The following is a 21,028-nucleotide window of genomic DNA, read 5'->3' on the forward strand; positions in this document are numbered from 1 at the left end:
CCGGGAATCGGTAAAGTGAACCTCCGCCGGGACAAGCCCGGCGGAGGTTCACCAAAATCAAACACCTCAATCTTCGGGGTAAGGCGGTGGGTATATTTGCCCATTATAGTAAAAACGCCATTGCCTCTGGGTGTTGGGAACGCCGTAGTAGAACGGGATCTCGTTCCACCGCCGCGATAGCAGCGTCCCGAGGTACTCATCCCCGCCCTTCACCACTAGACCATCGGTCGGGGACGTGCTGGTAATATAAGAGCAGAGGGTAACGTCCGCGCCGGGAAAACCGATCACGTGCTTGGTGATGTGATCCCAGACGTACCAATCGTCCCTGCTGTCCCACGTATAGCGCATGTGGACCAAATACTTCTGCGCGCCGCAGACGATGCCGCCTTCTCCGGTTTTAAACGTCGGCGTCATGACGAACCGCCCGCCACCGTCGAAGACGGCTTCTTCCTGGGATGATAGTATCGGCTGAACGATCCCTGATACTATTTCATTTAACACCCTGTTTTCAAATTTTGTCCATGATTCGTAATAGTGTTTGTTGCGGACAGGTGACTTGTAGAACCGTGTGCTGGCGGTCTTTTCGTAAGAGACCAACCACTTTGACTCCCTCGGGCCTAGGGATGGTACGCCGGGGAGAGAAATCGTCGAATCGACGTTTATATAATCCACCCTCGGGTAACTTTCGGTTTTCTTTTTTCCATTATATGAATAACGGGTGTGCTTTACTAAATCAGCCATACTATTAATCTTCGCCCGTAGAGCATCCGCGCCCGTCCAATATAGCGACGGCACGCCGCCCCACTTACCTGTCCAGGACGCGGGGAAATCTTCAGGGTTGCTACCGCTTACGATTTGGTTGTACTTGAACGAAATCTCCCATATGGCAGTGTCGGAGCTGCATTCTCTCCGGTTGGGCAACGTCTCGCCCAAGTACCGCCACCCTGTCGACGGCGTCCATACCCATTCGTGCCATACATCCACGTAACCGTAATACGGCCTGCCGTATTTGTATGTCTTGCGCCATTCAGCATAGCCGCACCGTGCCCGGATTTCGACCGGCTGTGTGACGACGTTCAGCACCGGCCGGTCTTTGGTATCAGATTCCAGCAGGTAGCCTGGAACAACGTCTTTTTTCAGGTAGCCGAAATTGCCGTCGGTCGCCACGAAGGTATATTTTTCCACAAACATCGGCGTCGCTTCGATGACCGGGATGACGTCCATCCAATCGGTATCGTAATAGCGTGGGTCAGCGTGTCTTTTGTAAACGCCCGTACCGTCAGGCACGTAGACGTCGTCGGTGTCTCCGTCTCTTTCCCGCACAGAATAGCGCCGGTAATTCCCTTCCCAGATCGGGTTATTCCACCTGTACCCGTAGCTGGTCAACACCGGCGCGGGCAGCTCGTACCCATTACTCCAGGAGCCGGACATCTGGTAAAGCCAGCCCCCGTACCGGACGTTAGCCAGCCACCACCATGGGCCGTAGATCTCCGCGAGCGATTTCGCCCCGGGCGGCAGGGTGGACGGCGGAACGGGTTCGAGATATTCAAAGCTTACGGTAAGCGATGGGCGGCCTGAAGGCCACTCTGCCTTGTAAGACGGGGTGTAATAACCGGTGTCTGCGTCGACTAACAGAGAGTCGTCCCACCAGGCACACCAGAATGGCACCTTCGGGTACCACCGGGCGAACAGGGCCGTCAGCGTCTTTCCGGCGTTGTTTCTGACGGCGGCCAGATATGCCTGCCATTCTTGGTCCGTCCAATACCACGGTTTTTCATGGTGGTAAGATACACCCACAGACCAGAGGCCGGTATCCGGGTTATATTCGACGTGCCCGGATACTCGCGGCCATCCCCTGCTCCTCCGGGGGTCGCTGCCGTGATTTCTTTCGTAAGCATAGCAGCTGAAGTCAAACGCCAGCCGCATAGGGATGAGCGGAACGACGGTCGGATCCGTCCCGTCCCACCGGACGTAGGGGACGAAAAATCCCTGCCGGTCGCCTGATTTTAAAATGTCCGGATAATCCGGGTCGTTTACAGAGGAAATTCCGGCGGAATAGTACGCTTCAGAATAACCTGGTTCCGGCCAGTCGACCCATAATTCCTCAGCAAGGAAATAATTTTTCTGCCCCCGGTTTAATAGCAAATACTTCGTCTCGTTCGGGCCGAGCGGTATTTGCCCGTTATATCCTATAGTACCGCCCACGCTGTAAAAACTCTGCCAGTCCCGGATGTTGAGATTGGCGTTTACAGTGATAGGGTACGGGTTGGGGTTTTGCAGCGTCGCGACGATGAGCCAGTAATCCGGGTCGGACCCCGGAACCATCCGGGCAAAAGAGTAGCTCATAGGCCAGCCAAACTGATTGATCGTCTTTTTGACGATCTTTCCGGTAGTTTTATAATAGTCCCAATCGTATTGGGTGCTTGTGGGAATGTTAGGCATCATCAAAGCTACCCCGGGCGGGTTCACCTGCTTCGGGTGATCCCAGTCGAGGTCCTTTCTTCTATTGTAACCTACGAGCTTCTGCACCTTTCTGTCCCCTATCTTCGCGCCGGGGACGTACGCCTCGCCCGTCTCCTTCCCGGTCGCGGGATCGCAGACGACAAAGGCCTCGCCGACCCCCTCTATATCGGCGTAATACCCGTAAAGGTGCGACGTAACAATGTTGCCGTTGGCGTCCACGCCCGTCACCAGGTCGGCCCACTGGGGCTTCGGCTCTGCCAACGCCGGCATCGGCGGCAGCGTCAGTGAGATCAAGAGCAAGGCCGCGACAAGGTCAGCGAGCGCTCGCTTCAGCGCCCTTGATTTGAACACGCTCTCAACGCCCCTTTCGTCGGTAAATTTTTTAGAAAGGTCCGGGCTACCTATTGTACAAGGCGCACCCGGACCTTGCCGTTGGCTTCTTCTTTGATAAAAGTCACTTTTTTCCACCCATAAATCGGCTCGGTGAATTCCTGATAAATAGGCGTTTCTTTCCACACCACCGGTGGGTACCACACGGGCTGGCTGACTTGCCTGGGTTCCGGACGCCGCGGCGGTTGTTCCGTGCCGGTGAGGTCGGCTTCTTTTTTGTTGTTGTCGTAGGTCTTCTCGTCGTATTTTCCGTCGAACTTTTCTGCTTTCCACCCAGTGGACGGATCGTTGCTGTTATTGTAATAATCGATAGAAACGACAAACTTGTATTGGCCGACGCCAACCGTGTAATTGCCCCACTCTTTGGTGTAAGTCCCGTGCGGTTCGAAATAGACGTTCACGCTGTCCACCAGGTCGAGCCGCTTGTACTCGGCCTGGTATTTGTAAAGGCGAATCTTCGCCCAACCGCCGACGTTAAAAGTGGACGTGAAATTCGCTTTTACCTTCAACGGCTGGTTGGCCTGCGGCGAGGAAACCGGCTGTCCCGTCTGCGCGTCAAGGACCTGGACGCCCGTCACCGCCAGGTCGTCAGGTCCGGTGTTGCCGCCGGTATCGGGCGGCTGCCATCCCTGCTGCAGACCGGTCGTCGTCACGTTGTTGCTGTAGTAAGGTTCGGTTATTGCCGCACCCAGGCCCGGCGGCGTCCGGCCTTCGAATGTAGGGCGGTAGAAATCGCCGCTCCACCGGCCTGGGACGCCGGGAACCGATATGATGCCGGACGGATTGTAGTAAGCGTTGATCGTGGCGATCAGCTTATAGTTTTTACCCGGGGCCGGGTATTTGCCGTAGACAGTCCTCGAGCCAGGCACGCCGCTGGCTACCTGTGCGCGGTCGAGGTTCAGCTCTTGCTGGAAGACCAGGGTCGGCTGCTGGTCGCCGTCCGGCCACGTGTAGAGGCGGAAGACAGCCTCTTCGCAATTGAACGGGGAGAGGTTTTTGACTACCGCCCCGAAAGTCGCCTCGCCGGAAGCGTCCGGCGCCGTGGTCGTCAATTGCTCCACGCTGAGGTCGACGGTGAAGGCGACTTTTTTGAGCTCGCAGCCGATTTCGGCGATGCGGACGGATTTGCCGAAATTGCCTTGGGATATCGTGTATACCCGGTGTAAAAAGCCGATGGCGGCGTCGCGGGTGAAGTTGAAGAAATACATATACATCATATTTCCAATTTCGGGAAGACTAGAATCATATTGCATTGCATAAAAACTATATTGGCCATTATTAATCACATCATATATTGTAGATGGGCCATCATGAACCGCTTGTTCTTTTAATAAAGGATTAAGATTAGAAGCATTTGTAGGATCTGGATATGCATAAAAATCAGTACCAAACAGCATGTGATAAAAAATCTTTCTTACCGCCGTGCTCCCCTGCTTCTGCCCGGCGTCGGTGACGTTATAATAGTTTCCCGTCATGGGCCATTCCAGGGCTTTCAGCCAATAAATCAAGTCCGACGGCGGCGGGGCGGTCCGATTGTTCGGGTCAACGAAGCCGTAGCCGTCGCCGATCACGAGATGGCCGTTGACGCGGTTGTTCGGCGCAAACAAAAGGTCGGCGGCGAAGCGGCTCTCCGGCGGAAATTGACCGGGTGAAATGATATCAGCGTCATTCCAGTAATTCTGGTTGTACTTTTCCAATTCAAACGGGTTCGTTAAATAAAACTGGAAAAAAGCGCCCTCATTATAAGCATAGATCAAATTGTTATAACCCGGCGGGGGGCTTATCGGCGGCGCCCAATCCGCTGCCAAAGCCGTGCGTATCTGGAAGACTATGATTAAAAATGAGAGCAACATAATAAAAACAAGTTTGCGCATTTTGCGTTACCTCCTTCGTTGTATTTTCTATAATAAAAAAAGGGAGATCAAAAAATCCGATCTCCCTTTGTATTGAATTGTAGTTAAGAATTTGGGTTTATATATCTTTTTTCATTATGACAAATATATTTTTATATGTTGCATAATGTCATTCCACAGTACGTGATACCCGAACGCCTCGGCCACAAACCTGGCGGGCAGGAACACACGGCCGTCCCTGAGAAGCGGGGTCACGTCCATCACCTGGGGCTTGCCGTCGACGTAGAGGGTCTTGTCGCCTACCTTCAGCTCCAGCGTGGTACCGTCCATTCTCAGAGTCACGGTCTGGGTCTCGTCGTCCCAGGCGACGTCCTTCTCCGCCACGCCCAGGGCGTAGGCCAGGTAGCGCACCGGGACGTAGGCACGGTCATTTTCGATAAAAGGAACGACATCCATTGTAGGATTATTTCCTTGTACTTCCCCTGTGCTGTCAGTAAAAACATAGAAATCTCTTCCTACCCAAAAAGTAGCATTTATGCTCTTCGCCTCCGCCACGCCCCCGGCCGCCAAGGCCAGCGTCACGGCCAGGAGGAAAGCGGCGATAAAGTTAAGTTTGCGGGTCATGAAAACCACACTCCTTCTTTAAGGTTGATCTTGGTATCCTGAAGTTTTTCTATGATTTCCCTGGTTTTTCCTCTTTTGACCTTGTTTGACTATTCCGAGTAACCTCACCCTTCCTTTGACTTTCTTTGACATTATTTTAACATCTTTTGCCTGCTCTGCCAAATCCAACTTACCTTATTTTGTAACAATCTGGCAGTATTGGTTAATGATAGTATGAAAAAATGATTTTATCGCTAATCCTCACGGCGTTTTTCTTCAGATTTCGCCATTTTTCGCCAATCCCCCTTCCTATAACATCACCCCGGCAGCCGACCCTGGCGTCTTTCAAAATTTTGTCGCCAGCCAGCAGATGGCAACGGCAGCAACGCCCATCATGTACGCTTCAGCCAGCCAAGATGCGGCCCATCCTGCGAAAGATAAAACGACGAAGATTTTTGATTTGTCTTTACGGGTATTCTTATCAGCCCACCAATCAAGCCTGGAACGAAATGCGGTGGGAAGCAGGAAAAATGAGTAAATCGGCAAAAGAGTAATATACCAGATTTTAAGGAGGGCGTCGTCTTGCTCGAAATAATCTGCTCTTTCATTTTCCGTATTTTTGACGGGCTGCTTTTTAGCTTCTTGGAAAAGCTTCAAACTGCTTCTGGTACCGACCGAATCCCCCCGCTGTTCCTCTGGTTTGTCGCCGGGGCCGAGCTCGCCTTCTGCTATCTTTGCTGCTATTTGCACACGTTTTTCCACGAAACCGGTCATTACTTCGTTTGCAAGTTGCTCGGAATCACCCCCCGCGTCGTGCAGATCTGTGTCAAAGAATACCGCTTCCGACGCCTCGGAGAAACGAGGTTCCTTTTCGGACTCACGCCCATCCCTTCGGGATTCGTCGGAGACCCGGAAAGGCCCCGCCTTCTCCAGCCCACCCCGGCCAAACAAATCGCCGTCTCCCTCGGCGGGATAGGCACTACCGCCGTGCTTTCCGCACTTACCCTCGCGGTCGCCGCACGCTCGGGCGGCTTGCTCAAATGGCACATCGGGCTTTTCGGGGCATTCGGGGTAGCCTGCGTGGTCGCCAATTCCGCCGGAGACAACACGGACGGAGAAAGGATTCTTTTCGCGGTCCGCCACCAAGGGAGAGGTTTCTGGCCAGAAGAATTGCCAAAAACTACACGGCAAAAGTACCTCTTCGCGGTGTCGCAGGCTGGTGCAATCTTGGCGTTCTTTTTGACCCTTTTCCTTTTCGCCCGTTGATGTACACAACCCGCAAACGGCGGTGCGGGCGGCGTTTCTGGCCAAAACGAACATTGCGATCGGAAGAAGGAGGCACGCAATCAATAAGAGTTTCGCTTCGTTCGGCGGCAAAGCCCCGTCAATCCGTGCGAACAGAGTCTCCCATATCCCTTTGGACAGGAAAACCGTGCACAGGCACGCCGACACACCCCACAAGATAAGTGGGATACCGTCGGGCACGTGGGCCAACAGCAAAAGCGAAAACTTCGTGCGCGAAGGCCCCGCCGCCAGTTTCCCCAACCGGGCGTAGAGAGCGGCTATATGCCCTCCGACCCACCTTTCCCAAGAGATATAATGTCCCATTCCAGACTGCCACGGCAACAAAAAAGCATAGATGAAAGCGTAGCCAATGATTGCCCAAGAAAACGCTTTTATGAGCAAGGAAAAACACCCCTTCCCGCGAAAAACCTTTCCCTCACCCTCACCACCACCGCGTGCCTGACCGTCTCGTAGGTCCCGGTCAAAAGGCACGTCCCGCGGGGAAATTTAGGCAAACCCCGCAGCACCGATGGGGCGGCGTCCGCTTTAATGCCGCGCAAGACCGCCAATTGGTCCGGCTCCAGGGCGAAGATCGCCCGCGTGTTGCATTGGGCTATGGTCTTCCGGTCGACGTCCATCGGGTTCTGTGTTATCAATACGACGCCTATCCCGTAGTGCCGCCCGACGCGGACGCATTCCCTGATCACCTGTTTGCACGGGGCGTCGCCTTCCGCGGGCACTAAAAGGTGTGCTTCGTCTAAAAAAAGGACGAACGGCGGCACTTTCCCCGCCGCCCGCAGCCGCTGTAGCTCCCGCATGGTCGCGCCCACGACCAGCTGGAGCTGGAGCATGTCCAGGCTGGAGCAATCGACGGCCGCAGGCTTCCCAGACTTGAGCAGGACCGCCCAATCGAGATTAAATTCCTTCGCGCCCAGGAAGCGGTGACGTTTGATCGATGCCTCCACGCGGGCCATCGCCACCCGCAATTCGTAGCCATCCATCCGCAGCGCGTGCAAGCCTTCCTGTTCCATACGCCTCAATAGATCTTTCAGCCCGAACCCCGACCGTCGGCCCGCCGTAATTTCCGCTTGCAAAGCGGAGAAGGAAAACATGAAGAGGTCGCGGGCTGCCGCGCTTTCCAGGGCGGCCACCATCCGGGCGGCCTCTTCCGTTGTCAGGGAAGACAGCGGCACGGCGTAGTCGCGCCCCGGCTCAACCGCCTTGCCGCCCAACGACCTGGCGAGGTCCAGGTATTCCGCCTGGGAATCTATGACGACGGCGGGGAGATGCAGCTTCGCCAATTCCTCCACGAGCACGCCGGCGAAATGCGATTTCCCGCTCCCGGTGGTGCCTCCGACGAAGACGTGCCGGAACAGGCTTTCCGGGCGCAGGCAGACGTCCAGGTCCCCGGCGCGGCCTACGAACAGCGATTTGGCAGGGTCGGCGTCCAGCCCGAGGGCCGCGGCCGCGGCTTTCAGCGGCGGCGCGTAAACCTCCGCGCCCGGGTCGGCGAGCTCGTCGGGGGCGGAAAAGTCGAAACCGCCGTCCTTCCCCGGCCCGCCGCGCCGGAGGATATCGGCCTCGTAAATCGTAGCGTCTAACCTCGAAGCCTTCGCTTCCGTCACGCGGCCGAGCAGGAAAGCATCGTCTCCCAGCGGCGTTGCGACGAAAGTGCCGGCCGGGACTTTTTTGTCGGATTGGAAAGAGAAAGTGTCGTAGGTCGAGGTCAAAACCGTGCCGAGAATGGCGGTCAAAAAGAATCATTCCTTTCGTGCCGCGAATTTTTTTTTTCGAAGCCGTTCAAACAAAAAAGAACGCCGGGGTCTTTCCGGCGTAGAAATAGAACCAGCTTCAGACCACCATGAAAAAATGTCTTTTTGTAGGGTGGGTTTTCCCGCGGCGGATCTATAAATCACCCAAAAAAACCGGGACGAGGAAAGCCCTCGCTCACCCGCCCCGTGCCTCTTTTCCACGGCGTGCCGCTGTTATTGCTGCCCCTGCCCCGGCGTGGGCTGCTGCGGCTGCTGCCCCTGCGCCGGCGGCTCTTGCGGCGTCGCCTCCTGTTGTACAGGGGCTACCGGGGCCGGCGGCTGCGGCTGCTGTTCGCCGGGCCGCAATTCCCGGTGCAGCGCCAACGCCTGGCCGTCTTTGTAGAGGACGTCCACCTGGTCGCCAGCCTTGAACCATTTCGTCAGGTCCAGCTTCTCGCCCGGGCGGTTCACGAAGCCCATCCCGATCTGGACCGAGGTGTATTCGTTCGTCCTCGCCGTGACGGTCTGGCCGACGTCGCCGCCGCCTTTTTCGACCTTGACGGTGATCTTGTCCGGCTCTACGGCCACGGCCTCGCCGCTGCGGACCATCTTCTGCAATTCTTCTTGCTGTTTCCTGGCCGTCTCCACGGCTTGCTTCTTCGGGAGGGAAACGTATTTGTAATACCCCCCGCTGAAGCCTGCCGCTACGCCGACTAACAAGGAGAGGACGATTGACAGGGCTAAAACGCTTTTGCGGATATACATGAGACCACTCCTTTTAATGGTTTTTTGGCTTGCCTTAAAGTTTGCGTCCGGCTATTCAGAATCCGTGCCGTCTCGGACCGTTTCCCCGCACGCGGCCGCCAGGACGTCCAATTTTTCCGCGAGCAGCACGGCCAAACGGCGGGCTTCGTCGGCCGTCCGGGCCGCCTCTTCCAGCCGCTTTCGCCGCCGCTCGTTTTCCCGCCCGACAACAGAGGCCGCCCGTTCCGCCAATTCCTTCAGCCCGGCGAGCAATCTCTGTGCGTCCGGCAGGGCCACGGCCGGCGAAGAAGCGGCCGCCGCTTCGGCGAACGCCCGCGAAACCTGCCGCGCCCCGGAGCGGCCTACCGCCGCGCCGATTGCGGCGGCAGCGGCCCCCGCCGCCAGGACCGAAGCAGCGGTTTGCCATCCAGCCGCCCCCGCCGGGAGCAGCCGGACCGCCGCGGCCCCGGCCGCCGCGGCCAGCAGCGGCAGCGAGGCGGCCGCCGCGGCTATCCTGCCGGCCGCCTTGACCCCTTTTCGCGCCGCCGCGTCGAAGCCTTCTTCGGGCATACACGTTTCCCCCTTTTTTCGGTTTTTGGAAAATTCGATTAAATAAACTCTATTGGTTATACCGGTATTCCTTCTTAGCCGCGGCCGCCACCTTGAACACAAAATGGCCGCCCGAGCGCCACCACGGCCCGTCGGACGGGCGCGCTATGCCCGGCAAAAGCTTCGGCAGGCCGGGCAGCGGGCATGGCAGATAGTAGGTCACGGCACAATTCACCCACTCGCCGTAGTCTGCGAGCTCCACGCTCGCCCCCCGTTTGCCGTTTGGCGGCGGCTGGTTCGGCGGCAGGAGGCTGTCGGAAGAATCGAGAAGCCCCTCTTCCGCCAAAACCTTTTTCACCTTGATGGTGGCCCAGGCCGACGCCGCCGCCGGGTCGAATTGTCCGAGAAGCACGCCGTATTCCCTGACCCCCGCCCTGGCGGCCATCGCTGCGCCCGACCTGGCGGCGTCCAAGTACAAATAGGTCGCGCCGAAGAAGAAGACGAAGAAGATCAGGGGGAGCACGAGAAGCCACGGCACCACCTCCCCCCGGCTGCCGGAAACGAAATCCCGCGCCCTCAAACGCATCACCCCTTTTAAAAAAACAGGGCGGTCGAACTACCGCCCAAGTCGCTCGCTATTTCCCGGCCTCGCCGGACACGAAATACGCCTCTCCTACCACTCTGCGGGAGGGCGGCTCCTCGCCGCGCCACGCCGGCACGCCCGTATGTGACAACATCTTCCACAAACCCTGCAGCGGAACCGGGTAGTGGTACGTCACCCGGCAATAAGCGAAGTTGTCGGTCCTCGGCTTGCTCACCGGGTCGCCGGCCTGGGCCTGGGGATCGCCCCTGTTCGGGTCGTTGCAGAGGACGTCCTTGTCCGGGTCGAACGTCACCAGGGCTGACCAATCGTCCGGCGCGTATTCCTGGATCGATTTCACGCGGAAGAACCGCTCCACTTGGCCCGTGTTCTGGCCCCAGAGTACGGCGTTCATGCCGGCGAACCGGGAGAGGTCGGGTCCGGCAGACCTCACGATGGTGTTCCCCACCCAGTAGTCCTCGCCGTCAAAGGTGAGGGGGCCTTTGAGGACGTCGCCCTGGGGAACCTCCACGTCTGCCCGCAAGACCGGGCAGCCCTTGTCTTTGAACCAGGTCACGCCTTCCTGCACCATGTCGATTTCCAGGGTGTACGTGCCGGGCTTCGACGGCGCCTTCACGGGCAGGTTGAACGTGTAAGACTGGCCCGGGGCCACGGCGTAGTCCACGTAGTCCCGCGAGCCGTCCCAGACGACGACCCTGCCGGTATTTTTGTCGTACCAATGGTACGAGAGGCCGAACCGCCCCTGGGGAGTCCAGGTCAAGCCCCCGTCGTTCCGGGCCGTAATCTGGAGGTTATAAGTTTTGCCCGCTTCCATGTATTTCGGCGCCCAAGCGGGGTTGTAGGAGACGGCGTAGTCTATACCCCCCACGTCGATCCACGCCTCCAGCGTCGGCCAGTTGACCCCCTGCAGCGGGCCGAACCAGGCGCAGTATTCCTGGACGCCGTCGACGACCAGCCTGTATTTGCCGGGTTGAGGAGGAGCCTTCACTTTCAGGTCGAGGTTCGCCGACCCGCCGGGCTGCACGGTCTGCGGCAGGCCCGTCCTCAAGCCGTCCTGGACGACGAGATTCCCTTTGTCGTCGTACCAGTGGTACGAAAAATTCGTCCGCCAGGAATCGGGGCTGTTCCAATTGCCGGGCCACCAGGAAGGCCTGGAAGCGAACCATTCCTTCCGGGCGAGGTTGGTAGCGCTGATCTTCACGGTGAATTCCCCTCCGGGCACGACCCTCTGCGGCAGGGTCGCCGCGCCGTAGGCCACGCCGTCGACAGGAGTGTATGTCCACGAAGAGTCGGAATGAAGGACGACCCCACCGTCGAGATTTACGGTGACGTCATAACCCTGCCCTGACTGGGCTTCTACCTCCACCACGGGCACGTCCACGTAGGTCGGGCTGTACAGCACGCTCCTGTCTGTGGTCAGCCTTGTCTTTATCCGGGTGACGTTATAACTGGAAACATCTATCCATTCGTCGTATTCCTGGTTATATCCGGGACTGCACCTTTGGGCCAGCAGCACCCACGACGACCCGTTCCACCCGTAAACGTAGCCGTAGTCGTAGTTCCTTTCGCTCTTCCCTTTGACGTGAATCCTCTTTATCTTCCCCCCGCCGGGCGGCGACCAGGGGTTGCTCCACACATCGGCCCTGTGGGAGCTCACCTGTACCCGGAGGGCACCGCCGGTAGACTGAGTATCGCCATTCCCTGTACCCACGCACACAAAATACTTCGTGTTAGGGTAGGCGTAAAATTGAACCGTGCCGTTTCCGGTCGCTACCCACCCCGACGCTTCCGTTTCCACCACGGGCACGTCCACGTAGGTCGGGCTGTACAGCACGCTCCTGTCTGTGGTCAGCCTTGTCTTTATCCGGGTGACGTTATAACTGGAAACATCTATCCATTCGTCGTATTCCTGGTTATATCCGGGACTGCACCTTTGGGCCAGCAGCACCCACGACGACCCGTTCCACCCGTAAACGTAGCCGTAGTCGTAGTTCCTTTCGCTCTTCCCTTTGACGTAGATCCTCTTTATCTTCCTCCCGCCGGGCGGTGACCAGGGGTTGCTCCACACATCTGCCCTGTGGGAGCTCACCTGCAACCGGAGGGCATTGCTGGTGGAGATGTTTTGGGGACTCCCCGCGTTACCCGTTCCAACGTAAACTGGAGCCGCCCGGCCGTACCGGTCTTTCGCTGTGACGGTCACCCACTGCGCGTAGGGGACCGTCCACTCGGGGTATTTTACTAAGCCGTTTGAGAGTGATTGTGGCGGATACGATACGGGCCAGTGCCACCCCGTCTGCTTCACCGTGCATAAGAACCCCGTCGGCCCGTAGTCGTTCCGGGCCGTTACCACGAACTGAACGGGGCGTCTGGGGCCCGGCTCCCAGTCCCAAGTCTTCACGCCCTGGCCTGAACCCTGAAGGACATCGGTCGAGTCCACCCGCACGTTGAACCAATCGTCCGCCACAGCATATAATCGGTACTTGTCATAGCCAGCGGTCCACCAGACCGGCGACGTCAGCGTCACTTCCTGGCCGTTCAGTGCGCATTCCCCGGCCCCGGGTTGGCCCCATATCCACCAGGCGTTGGGGTCAGGCCACCCCTGAGCCCACCCCGTTCCCCAGATTCCCTGCCCGTATTTCGCCAAAACGGCCGCCGGGAACGGGCCCGGGCGGCGCGTTTGGTTTACCGTTTGACTGCCCTGGGTGCCGGATTGGCTGCCGGAAATCCCTCCCACCTGCTGCATCGCTTGCGTCTCCGGCGGGTCGGTCGTGGCGACTTTCGCCAGGAACACGTTCGCTTCGGCCCAATCGCCGTCCGCCACCACCACTTTGCCTGCCAGGGCGTCCATCTGGCTTTTGACGCCCGGGCTGGCGGGCTTCACCTTCACCGGCCCCCGCGTGCGGTCGTTGATGACGTAGCCGTTGCCCGTCTTGATCAGCCTGCCGACCAATACGTTGTTAAGGGAATCTTGCGAAATTGCCCCGCCGGGGATGAACGATTTGCCCTGATTGAGGGCGGCGAGGACCACGTCCGCCGCGCGGGATTTCGCGCCCTCAATGTCTCCGGGGTGGGAGGCCAGCCACCTGGCCCCCGAACGGGCGGCTTCCTCAACAACGTTTTTGGCGTCGGCCATGTGGCCGAACCACGCGAACCCCCAGGCGACGGCCATCAGGAGGGGTAGCAGGATGACCGCCGTCACCACGGGGGAAGAGGCACGGGAATGGCGTAAGAAGCCGCTGAGGTGTAAAAAACGTTTACGCAAGCGGGTCACCCCTTTCTTTTTTTAAGTCGTTTCCAGCATATCAAAACTTCGTTGCGCGGCGGCACCGGAGGAAACCGCTTTACCTTCACTTCCGGGAACGCCGCCTTAAAAGCCGCAACTGCGGCGGCCTGCTTCCGGTCGAAAGGGTGGATTCTGGTCGTGTTCACCGCCGCAGTCCCGCCGGGCACCACGGCATGTCTCACTAAGGGGGCCAATTCCCCTAGCCAGAATGGCGTATGCCCGCGGTCGAAAATGTCTATAAAAACAAAGGCGAACCGACCTTCCGCCGCTTGGCGCAGGTACGCCAGGGCGTCTTCCCGGACCACCTCGACATGCGGCGGCAGGGCGAAATACCGCCGGGCGGCCTCTTCCGCCGCCGGGTCGGGGTCCACGGCGACCACATTGACTCCCGGCCGCAAAGAGAGGGCGACGTGGGCGAACGCCCCGCCGCCAAGGCCGAGGATCAGCACGTCGCCGGAGGGGGGGCATTCGGCTAAAGCCTCCGCCGCCGCTTTCAGCGGGAAAGTGCGGGGCGTGGACGGATCGCGGCGGTCGAGCACGGTCTGCACGGTAAAGAGGCTGGAACGGAGGTGCCGCCGCGGCGCCCACACGGCGTCCGTCACATAGAGGGAACCGAAAACTTCGCTGGAAATTTCGGCCACCGACTTTTCGCCCACCAGCGCGAAGCAGACACGCTTCAAAAGCTCCAAAGTTAAACCACCCCCAAACCAAGAAGGACTGACGCCGCGACGAACCCCGCACACAGGAACGGCCCGAAAGGAACAGGGTCGAACCCGGAGGGAACGTCTTCCTGCCTCAGCCTGCCGCCCAATAAGATAAAGAACAGAGCCTTCTTTTCCTCCGCCAGCCACCGCCGGAGCCCGGCGCGGCGGACCCGCATAGGCACCACGGCGGCCAAGAGCAGCCCGCACCCCAGGGCCAGCCCGAGGAAAGCCGCGTCCGCCCCGCCCAGCGGGCCGAGGGCGGCGAACAGCTTCGCGTCCCCTTCGGCGAAGACCCCGAGCGTCCAGAGGAAAAAGCCCGCAAAAAAGCATACCCCCAGCGTTTCGGCGGCAGGAACCGCCCGTCCCGAGGCGGCCCCCAGCAAAAGGCCCAAAAGCATCGCCGGGTAGGTGAGCCAATTCGGGATGGTCATGGTGCGGGCGTCCCAAACCGCCGCGACGGCGGCGACGGCGGCCGCCGCCAGCGCCCCGGCGAAACTAACGGTCGAAACGGTCAAGACGTTCAAAAACCGCCACCTCGCTCAAGCCGAAAGGGAGCCGCAGCCTGGCGTCGAGCGAGAGCGCCCTCTCGGCCAAAATGTCCAGGAAACCCGGCAGCCTCGATGGGCCGCCGCCCCCGGCCGCCCGTGCCAGCGCGGCCGCCGGAAGGAACAAAGAGACGAAGAACCGCCGCTCTGCGAGGACGAACCCGTGCCGTCTCGCGGCACGCTCCAATTCCCCTTTCCGGTACCTCCGGTAATGCCCGCAAGCCTCATCGTGGGCCGACCACAGCCGCGGGTGCAAGGGTACGGAGGCGAAGAGCAGCCCGCCGGGCCTCAATACGCGCCTTGCTTCCGCCAGGGCCGTGCCATCGTCAGGTAGATGCTCCAGCACGTCGAACATGCACACAGCATCGAAATGCCCGTCCGGGTAAGGCAATTCTTCCGCCCTTCCGGACACGGCCCGCACGCCGTTCGCCATGGCGGACTTCCGCAGCGCCGGGTCGGGCTCGACCCCGTGCCATTCGTATTGCGGAAAGTACCCCGCCAGCCACCCGTCCCCGCAGCCCACGTCCATCACCCGGCTTCCCGCCGCGGGCAGGTGTCGGGCGACGACGCTGGACAGGAAACGCCGCCTGGCGCGGAAATACCAGGAATGGCCGGAGAAAAGCTCCCGGCGAACTTTCGCCGGATCTCCAGCAATTCCCGGAACATCCTCCACCCGTCCCGCAACAGCCTCACTTTCGAGCCCGGCCTGTCGCGCCATTCCACACCCACCTCTTTTACGACCAGCCCCAGCCGCCGGGCCAGGAGCAGGATTTCTACGTCGAAACAGTATCCACGGCATCCGGCGCGGGAAAAAAGCGCCCTCGCGGCGTACCCCTTAAACAGCTTGAAGCCGCACTGGGTGTCGCGGTAGGGTAGCCCGGTCATGAGCCGCGCCAGAAGGTTGAACGCTCTCCCCGCCGCTTTCCGCTTGAAAGAAGCCCTCCATACCTTCGCCCCCGTCGCCTCGCGGGAGCCGACGGCTACATCCGCCCCACCCGCAAGCGCCGCTTCTAGTTTCGGTAATTCCGTAATCGGCGCCGCCAAGTCGGCGTCCGTAACCAGCACCATGTCGCCCCTGGAAGCGAGGACGCCGGATTTCACCGCCGCGCCTTTTCCCATGTTGGCCGGGTGGCGGACCACCCGGCAGCCGTGACGCCCCGCGACATCAGCCGTGCGGTCGGAAGAGCCATCGTCGACCACAACAATTTCATATTCCTGCCCCGCGAGGTGTCCCCGCAAAACCTTAAGGACGTCCGGCAAACGGTCCTCTTCGTCGTACGCGGGTATTACTACGCTCAACATGATGCTAGCCGTCCTTTCACTGGCCCGCCAGGGAATTGCCCATCTTCTGGGCGGCTGTTTTCAAACCGGGGCCTATATATTTCCATACCGTCACAGCCATGATGACCCCGATGATCAGCACCACCATCCAGGGTACGGCTTCCCCCCGGTCGCTCCGCAGAAAACGCAAAATTTTAGACATCGCTTATCCCCCCGGAAAAATGATTTTGAAAAAAAAAGCCCGGTCTCACGAAAAGACCGGGCCGTTCCGGGTACGCCGACGCTATTGAATGCGTACAGTGTTAAGGCCGCTCGCAGCGTTGTTCGCAGCGCCGCTTATCTCGTTGCCCACGTTACCGGGCGAGGACTTGAATTTCAGGAACGCCGCCACCGCGAGGATCACGCCGATGATGACCAGCACGATCCACGTGACGGCCTCGCCCCTGTCGCCCTTGAGGAAGTGTTTCAGCAGATTGAACACTTGGGTTCACCTCCTGTAAAATGTTTTAAATAAAAAAACCAGGGTGATCAGATTTTTTTGTGTGCGGTTGTTTAAAATAAACTGAACCAACTATTGAATTTTTACTGCGTTCAAACCTTGGGCAGCGTTGCTTGCCGCGCCGCTTATCTCGTTGCCCACGTTGCCAGGTGAGGACTTGAATTTCAAGAACGCGGCCACCGCGAGGATCACGCCGATGATGACCAGCACGATCCACGTGACGGCTTCGCCCCTGTCGCCCTTGAGGAAATGCTTCAGCAGATTGAACACTTGAGTTCGCCTCCTTTCCATATATTTCAAAAAAGAAAGGCCAGATTGCCTGGCTTTTCTTTTTTTTTTTGCGCCGCCGTTTTAGAAAAACTCAAGTGGCTATTGAATATTGGCCGCATTCAAACCTTTGCTTCCCGGCCCGACCGTGCGGGCGAACACCACCGCCGCATTGTCCCTGTAGACTTCCCGCCAATCAGGATTACGGGATAGGTACAGGGCCATCCAGGAATCGGACGGCATCAGCACCGTTTTAACCCCCCACTTGGCGAACACCGCGTCCGGCTCCGGCGGCCGGAGGATCCCTTCGGCCCGGTCGTAGTCGTCCATCACGCCCGATCCGGAAAGCACGTACATATCCGCCCGGCCGTCGATGAACGGCTCGACCCCCCGCCAGATCAGATACCCTCCCCAGGTATAGTAGTTGAACACCCGGCCCGTCAAACCTTCCCTTACCATATAGGACACAGCGGCCTCGGGAAAACCGCTACCGGGCCATGCGGGCGGCGGGGAAGAGACGGTGGCCGTAAGCCCCAACGCCGTCAGGACGAGTGCCGTCGCAGCCGCGATTTTCATGCCCGGACCGGAGAAACGCGCCGCCAGCGCCGGGGCAGCCGCGGCGGGCCAGAGCACGGCGAAAACGGCAAGGTGCCGCATGGAGACGAGGCCCGCCAGGAACGCCCCGGCGGCCAGGAGGCGGAACGCGGCGTCGCCGCGCGGCAGGAGGAACAGCAATATCGCCGCCGCCAATACAGGGAGCATAAAAGGCGAGTGGAAATCCGGCGACAGCCACTCGTTTATGGTGTTGATCATTTCCGGGTGCGAACCGACCTTTAAGGCGAACCCCCACACGCCGAAGCCCCATGGGTTCAGTCCCGTGGCCAGAAAACTTGCGGCCGCGCCCGCGAATTGGCGGGCAACGACGCCCTGCTTTTTCGCAAGGGCGTCGGCGGACAGCATGACGATCCCCATCAGGGGACCCAGCGGCGCGGAAGCGTGGACGTTCGCCCAGACGGCCGCCAGGACGGGTAAACACGCGGCGGCCCAACGTTTTTCCCGCGCCAGGTCCAGGAGCCAGAGCCATGCCGTAAGAAAACTCAGGGCGAGCACGTGCGGCCTCGCGCTTATAAAAGCCGCGAGGGACGCGAGGGAAACGGGGGCACACGCCAGCGACCATGCCGGACTGCCGGACCGCCGCGCCGCTAAAAGGAAAGAAAACGCCGCCGCCAGGGCCACCCCAGCGGCCGTTAAGACCCACAAGCCGCGCGTGCCGCAGACGCGCCACAAGACGGCGGCAAGGATTTCCCACAGCCACTCGTGGGCGTGCCAGGGGGCGCCGGGGGCCGTCCAGGAGAACGGGTCGGCTTTCGGGATTTCCTTGAGGGAGAGGACCCATTCCCCGACTTTCAAGTGCCAGAAGGTGTCGCCCTGTACCAGCGAACCGCCGCAAGCCGCCGTCGCGGCCATCGCAAGGGCTGCGACGGCCAGCAGGCATAAGGCGGTGATTATTTTGTCTTTCAGAAAACCGCTTTTTATCATTGCGCCGGGATAGCCTGGGCCACCCCCTTACCGGCCACCTTCACCGCCCCGCTCCATCCTGCGGGCCTGGGGGCGGAAGCGAGGGATTGGAAAACGTCCTGCCCGCTTATCATCCTGAAGAGCGGCACGAGCAGGTACGACCTCGCCCCGGCTTCCGCGCGGGATACCTTGTATTGGTCGTAGTAGACCGACCCGTCGCGGGCGTATTTTGGCGCGGACCAATCCACGTCCGCCTCGAAAGCGTAGCCGGCGGTCGGGTTGGGCACAGCCCCGGCAACCGGCGGACAAGCGATGTCCTGTACGGGCACCTTTTCGCCCGTCAGGTTCCGCCGGAAAGCTGCCGCGGCGGCGTTCCACGCTTGTACGGCTTTTTGCCGTAGGTCGCAGTGATACCCGACGACTTTCGCTTCCACCTTCACGGCCCTGTCGGGGTCGGTGGTCACGTTGCCGTTTCCGTCGTACATCACGTATTCGTATTCCGGCACGATCTCCGCTTGCATCGCCCCGGCTAGGGCAGCGGCGTCGGCAGCCGTCTGCAGTCTGGCCTGGACGGCGTGCGCCCTGGCGTAGTCGAACCCCAGCACGCCGATTACGCACGAAAGTACGATGAGGAGCAGGATCAATACGGCCGTGCCGCGCTCGCCGGAAAAGAAATACCTGATCCGTCCGGACACCTTTATCATTTTCCACCTCCGACCTTCCTGATCGCCGAGAACAATTCCAACGACGCCGCGCCCGCGGCGTTCGCCGCCCACGCCACCAACGCCCACGCCAGGACAGGCTGGTGGACGGCCCTGACCGAAAATGCACCCACGGCCAGGGAAACGACGGACAGGGCCACCAGGCTCGCCCCGGCCCGCCCCAGGACCGGGGTGAGAAAGCAGCGCAACACGGCGTGTCCCGCCGTCACAAGCAGGAAGAGAAAAGGAACGCCCTGTACGGCGACCAGCGTCCAATTGCTGAATTCGGCGACTTTCTGGGCCAGGTAGAAATCGCCGCCGTTTTGCAATGCGGAAAAAGGGTCCACCTTCTCTCACCCCACAATGCTTGCGTTCAATGGAACGGGTTCTGCTGGGCCAAAGAGATGAGCATAGGGGCGAGGGTGCAGATTATCGTCGGCAGCGCCATGACGAACACGGCAAGATACAGCTTTTGTTCCGCGCTTTTGGCCTGGCCCACTATTTCGGCCTTGCGGCGTTCCCTGGCGTCTTTCACCGCTTCCGAAAGTTTCCCCGCCACCGAAGCGCCGTAGCGCTGGGCCTGGATGACCGTTGTGGCCAACCTCTGCGCGTCCAGAAGGCCCGTCCGGGCGGCGAAATTTTTCAGCACTTCTTCCAGGGGCGCGTTGTACCTGGCCTCCTCGACCGCGCGCCGCAATTCTTCGCGCAAAGCCGAACGCTTCTCGGTGATCCCGCCGGACGCCCATTCCAGGGCGGCCCTCAATTCAAGTCCGGCCGACAGGGCCGTGGCCAGCCTGGACGCCACCATGATAAATTCCCTCTTCATCGCTTTACGCCGTTCGCTGATCAGAAAAGAAAGCCACCAGTCCGGCAATTTGATGAAGACCACAGGGATAAAGGCTAACATATTCGAGGAAAAGACGCCCAGCAGGGCGGACGCGGCCGCCAGCCCTATCAGGCCGAAACGCAGGGTGTCGAACGCTTCCGGGCTGAAGCCGTAGGGGTTTCCTGCCAGGGCGAGCTTTTCTTCCACGTCCGGCGGGCCGGCGAGCTTCTGCAGCCACGGGTGGTATATCAACAGCCTGGTGAAAAACCGGGAAGCCGTCTCAGAAAACGGCGGCGAATGCGCGGCCAGGTCGAAAGCCGTGACGGAGACGCGGAGCCCGGCCGCGACCGCAAGGCAGAAGACGAACGCCGCCGCGAAAAAAGGTACGGAAACAGGGACGTTCATAAAAACCGCCGCCTTTCTTTCAAAAATCTTCAATCGAACGCAGGATGTTCATCACCAGCCAGAGGCCGAAGCAGAAAACGAGAAAAGCCACAAAAGCCGCCGTGCGGCCCATCTGGGTGTCCACGAGCGGCCGGAAGAGGTCCGGCGCCAGGACGAGCATGCCGAAAATGTACGCCACAGGGATGAACGTTACCAGGATGGCTGATGTCTTGGCCCCTTTCGTGTGCTGGTGTACCTGGTAGCGCGTGCTGATGCCGTCCCGCAGGCTGGTCAGCACTTCCCGCAAGAGGTTCAGCGACCGCGGGCCGCCCACTTTGCTGTAAAGCTCCACCGCGTCGCACAGCTCTTCGGCTTCGACGCAGGGGATGCGGGCCGCCAGGCCCCGGAACGCTTCCGGTTCCGGCAAACCGCCGGCGATTTCTTCCGCCAGGCGTAAAAATTCCGACTTGATAGGCTCCGGAGAATGCATGGACGCCTCACGTAACGCTTTCTCCATAGACATACCGATGTGCAGCGCGGTCATCAGGGTGTCCAGCCCGAATTCTATGTTGCTCCGGAAAGCCTTTATCCTGCGCCGGAAAAGGTAGAGGTTCAACGCCCGCGGGCCGAGCAGAAAGCCGCCCGCCGCCAGCGGAACAGCGAACACCGGGTCGGCCAGCAAAGAGGTCAAAAAGAACGTCCCCACCCCTATGGCCGCCCCGGCGAGTGCCCCGGACTCGAGCGTCAGAGGGGAATCCCCCCGCAGGTTCCAGAGGCGCACG

At 59.8% G+C, this 21,028-nt stretch carries 23 protein-coding genes; 3 read left to right on the plus strand and 20 right to left on the minus strand.

Going from position 1 to position 21,028, the window contains the following annotated elements; genetic code table 11:
• Nucleotides 1-66: 66 nt before the first annotated feature.
• The 4 genes from E308F_RS08460 to E308F_RS16890 all read right to left on the minus strand — a co-directional run bounded on the left by E308F_RS08460 (nt 67) and on the right by E308F_RS16890 (nt 6,083).
• On the minus strand, nt 67-2,733 hold the full coding sequence (locus tag E308F_RS08460; protein WP_216364494.1) for a hypothetical protein: 2,667 nt from the start codon (nt 2,731-2,733) through the stop codon (nt 67-69).
• A 131-nt stretch (nt 2,734-2,864) separates the two neighbouring features.
• Nucleotides 2,865-4,727: a hypothetical protein gene (locus E308F_RS08465; protein ID WP_141264509.1), complete on the minus strand. Its 1,863-nt coding sequence runs from the start codon at nt 4,725-4,727 to the stop codon at nt 2,865-2,867.
• A gap of 114 nt (nt 4,728-4,841) precedes the next feature.
• Nucleotides 4,842-5,330 carry a copper amine oxidase N-terminal domain-containing protein gene (locus tag E308F_RS08470; protein ID WP_141264510.1) on the minus strand — a complete coding sequence of 163 codons (489 nt, stop codon included), beginning with the start codon at nt 5,328-5,330 and terminating at the stop codon, nt 4,842-4,844.
• A gap of 324 nt (nt 5,331-5,654) precedes the next feature.
• Entirely contained in the window at nt 5,655-6,083 is a 429-nt protein-coding gene (locus E308F_RS16890) for a hypothetical protein (protein ID WP_373995957.1), read from the minus strand.
• 15 nt (nt 6,084-6,098) lie between these two features.
• Here E308F_RS16890 and E308F_RS16895 point away from each other — a divergent pair, with 15 nt between their 5' ends.
• A complete protein-coding gene (locus E308F_RS16895) occupies nt 6,099-6,575 on the plus strand; it encodes a hypothetical protein (protein WP_373995958.1) in 477 nt (158 codons plus the stop codon).
• A gap of 410 nt (nt 6,576-6,985) precedes the next feature.
• Here E308F_RS16895 and E308F_RS08480 read toward each other — a convergent pair whose 3' ends face one another.
• Nucleotides 6,986-8,347 (minus strand): ATP-binding protein, encoded by a 1,362-nt coding sequence (locus E308F_RS08480; RefSeq protein ID WP_141264512.1) that lies wholly within the window; start codon nt 8,345-8,347, stop codon nt 6,986-6,988.
• Nucleotides 8,348-8,569: 222 nt separating this feature from the next.
• Here E308F_RS08480 and E308F_RS16180 point away from each other — a divergent pair, with 222 nt between their 5' ends.
• Nucleotides 8,570-9,061 (plus strand): hypothetical protein, encoded by a 492-nt coding sequence (locus tag E308F_RS16180; protein ID WP_216364495.1) that lies wholly within the window; start codon nt 8,570-8,572, stop codon nt 9,059-9,061.
• A 99-nt stretch (nt 9,062-9,160) separates the two neighbouring features.
• Here the strand turns inward: E308F_RS16180 and E308F_RS08490 are convergent, their stop codons facing one another.
• From E308F_RS08490 to E308F_RS08535, 11 genes are all read right to left on the minus strand, one after another.
• On the minus strand, nt 9,161-9,760 hold the full coding sequence (locus tag E308F_RS08490) for a hypothetical protein (RefSeq protein WP_141264514.1): 600 nt from the start codon (nt 9,758-9,760) through the stop codon (nt 9,161-9,163).
• Nucleotides 9,708-10,217: a hypothetical protein gene (locus tag E308F_RS08495; protein ID WP_141264515.1), complete on the minus strand. Its 510-nt coding sequence runs from the start codon at nt 10,215-10,217 to the stop codon at nt 9,708-9,710. Before E308F_RS08495 ends, E308F_RS08490 begins: the two co-directional genes overlap by 53 nt.
• A gap of 55 nt (nt 10,218-10,272) precedes the next feature.
• Nucleotides 10,273-13,509, minus strand: a complete 3,237-nt coding sequence (locus E308F_RS08500) for a TadE/TadG family type IV pilus assembly protein (protein WP_307722587.1) — start codon at nt 13,507-13,509, stop codon at nt 10,273-10,275.
• Nucleotides 13,506-14,210, minus strand: coding sequence for a spermidine synthase (locus tag E308F_RS08505; RefSeq protein ID WP_141264517.1), 705 nt, complete (start codon nt 14,208-14,210; stop codon nt 13,506-13,508). Before E308F_RS08505 ends, E308F_RS08500 begins: the two co-directional genes overlap by 4 nt.
• 2 nt (nt 14,211-14,212) lie before the next feature.
• Nucleotides 14,213-14,749, minus strand: a complete 537-nt coding sequence (locus E308F_RS08510) for a prepilin peptidase (RefSeq protein WP_141264518.1) — start codon at nt 14,747-14,749, stop codon at nt 14,213-14,215.
• On the minus strand, nt 14,721-15,347 hold the full coding sequence (locus E308F_RS08515; protein WP_253260462.1) for a class I SAM-dependent methyltransferase: 627 nt from the start codon (nt 15,345-15,347) through the stop codon (nt 14,721-14,723). Before E308F_RS08515 ends, E308F_RS08510 begins: the two co-directional genes overlap by 29 nt.
• Nucleotides 15,299-16,072, minus strand: coding sequence for a dolichyl-phosphate beta-glucosyltransferase (locus E308F_RS08520; protein ID WP_141264520.1), 774 nt, complete (start codon nt 16,070-16,072; stop codon nt 15,299-15,301). The genes E308F_RS08515 and E308F_RS08520 overlap by 49 nt, the downstream gene beginning before the upstream one ends.
• Before the next feature lie 16 nt (nt 16,073-16,088).
• Complete coding sequence (locus E308F_RS15830) at nt 16,089-16,253, minus strand: hypothetical protein (protein WP_172613642.1); 165 nt, start codon at nt 16,251-16,253, stop codon at nt 16,089-16,091.
• An 81-nt stretch (nt 16,254-16,334) separates the two neighbouring features.
• On the minus strand, nt 16,335-16,532 hold the full coding sequence (locus tag E308F_RS08525) for a hypothetical protein (RefSeq protein WP_141264521.1): 198 nt from the start codon (nt 16,530-16,532) through the stop codon (nt 16,335-16,337).
• Between the two features lie 90 nt (nt 16,533-16,622).
• Nucleotides 16,623-16,820, minus strand: a complete 198-nt coding sequence (locus tag E308F_RS08530; RefSeq protein ID WP_141264522.1) for a hypothetical protein — start codon at nt 16,818-16,820, stop codon at nt 16,623-16,625.
• A gap of 99 nt (nt 16,821-16,919) precedes the next feature.
• On the minus strand, nt 16,920-17,789 hold the full coding sequence (locus tag E308F_RS08535; RefSeq protein WP_141264523.1) for a hypothetical protein: 870 nt from the start codon (nt 17,787-17,789) through the stop codon (nt 16,920-16,922).
• On the opposite strand from E308F_RS08535, the gene E308F_RS08540 reads away from it, so the two are divergent.
• Nucleotides 17,776-18,369, plus strand: a complete 594-nt coding sequence (locus E308F_RS08540; RefSeq protein ID WP_141264524.1) for a hypothetical protein — start codon at nt 17,776-17,778, stop codon at nt 18,367-18,369. The genes E308F_RS08535 and E308F_RS08540 overlap by 14 nt on opposite strands.
• Here E308F_RS08540 and E308F_RS08545 read toward each other — a convergent pair.
• From E308F_RS08545 to E308F_RS08560, 4 genes are all read right to left on the minus strand, one after another.
• Nucleotides 18,353-19,039, minus strand: a complete 687-nt coding sequence (locus E308F_RS08545; RefSeq protein ID WP_141264525.1) for a pilus assembly protein TadG-related protein — start codon at nt 19,037-19,039, stop codon at nt 18,353-18,355. The genes E308F_RS08540 and E308F_RS08545 overlap by 17 nt on opposite strands.
• The gene (locus tag E308F_RS08550) at nt 19,036-19,365 is read right to left on the minus strand and encodes a hypothetical protein (protein ID WP_216364497.1); all 330 of its coding nucleotides are present in this window, start codon (nt 19,363-19,365) and stop codon (nt 19,036-19,038) included. The genes E308F_RS08545 and E308F_RS08550 overlap by 4 nt, the downstream gene beginning before the upstream one ends.
• 44 nt (nt 19,366-19,409) lie before the next feature.
• Nucleotides 19,410-20,114 (minus strand): type II secretion system F family protein, encoded by a 705-nt coding sequence (locus tag E308F_RS08555; protein WP_216364498.1) that lies wholly within the window; start codon nt 20,112-20,114, stop codon nt 19,410-19,412.
• 172 nt (nt 20,115-20,286) lie between these two features.
• Nucleotides 20,287-20,952, minus strand: coding sequence for a type II secretion system F family protein (locus tag E308F_RS08560; protein ID WP_141264528.1), 666 nt, complete (start codon nt 20,950-20,952; stop codon nt 20,287-20,289).
• Nucleotides 20,953-21,028: the final 76 nt, after the last annotated feature.

It is taken from the genome of Moorella sp. E308F (assembly GCF_006538365.1).
Classification (GTDB): Bacteria; Bacillota; DSM-521; order Neomoorellales; family Neomoorellaceae; genus Neomoorella.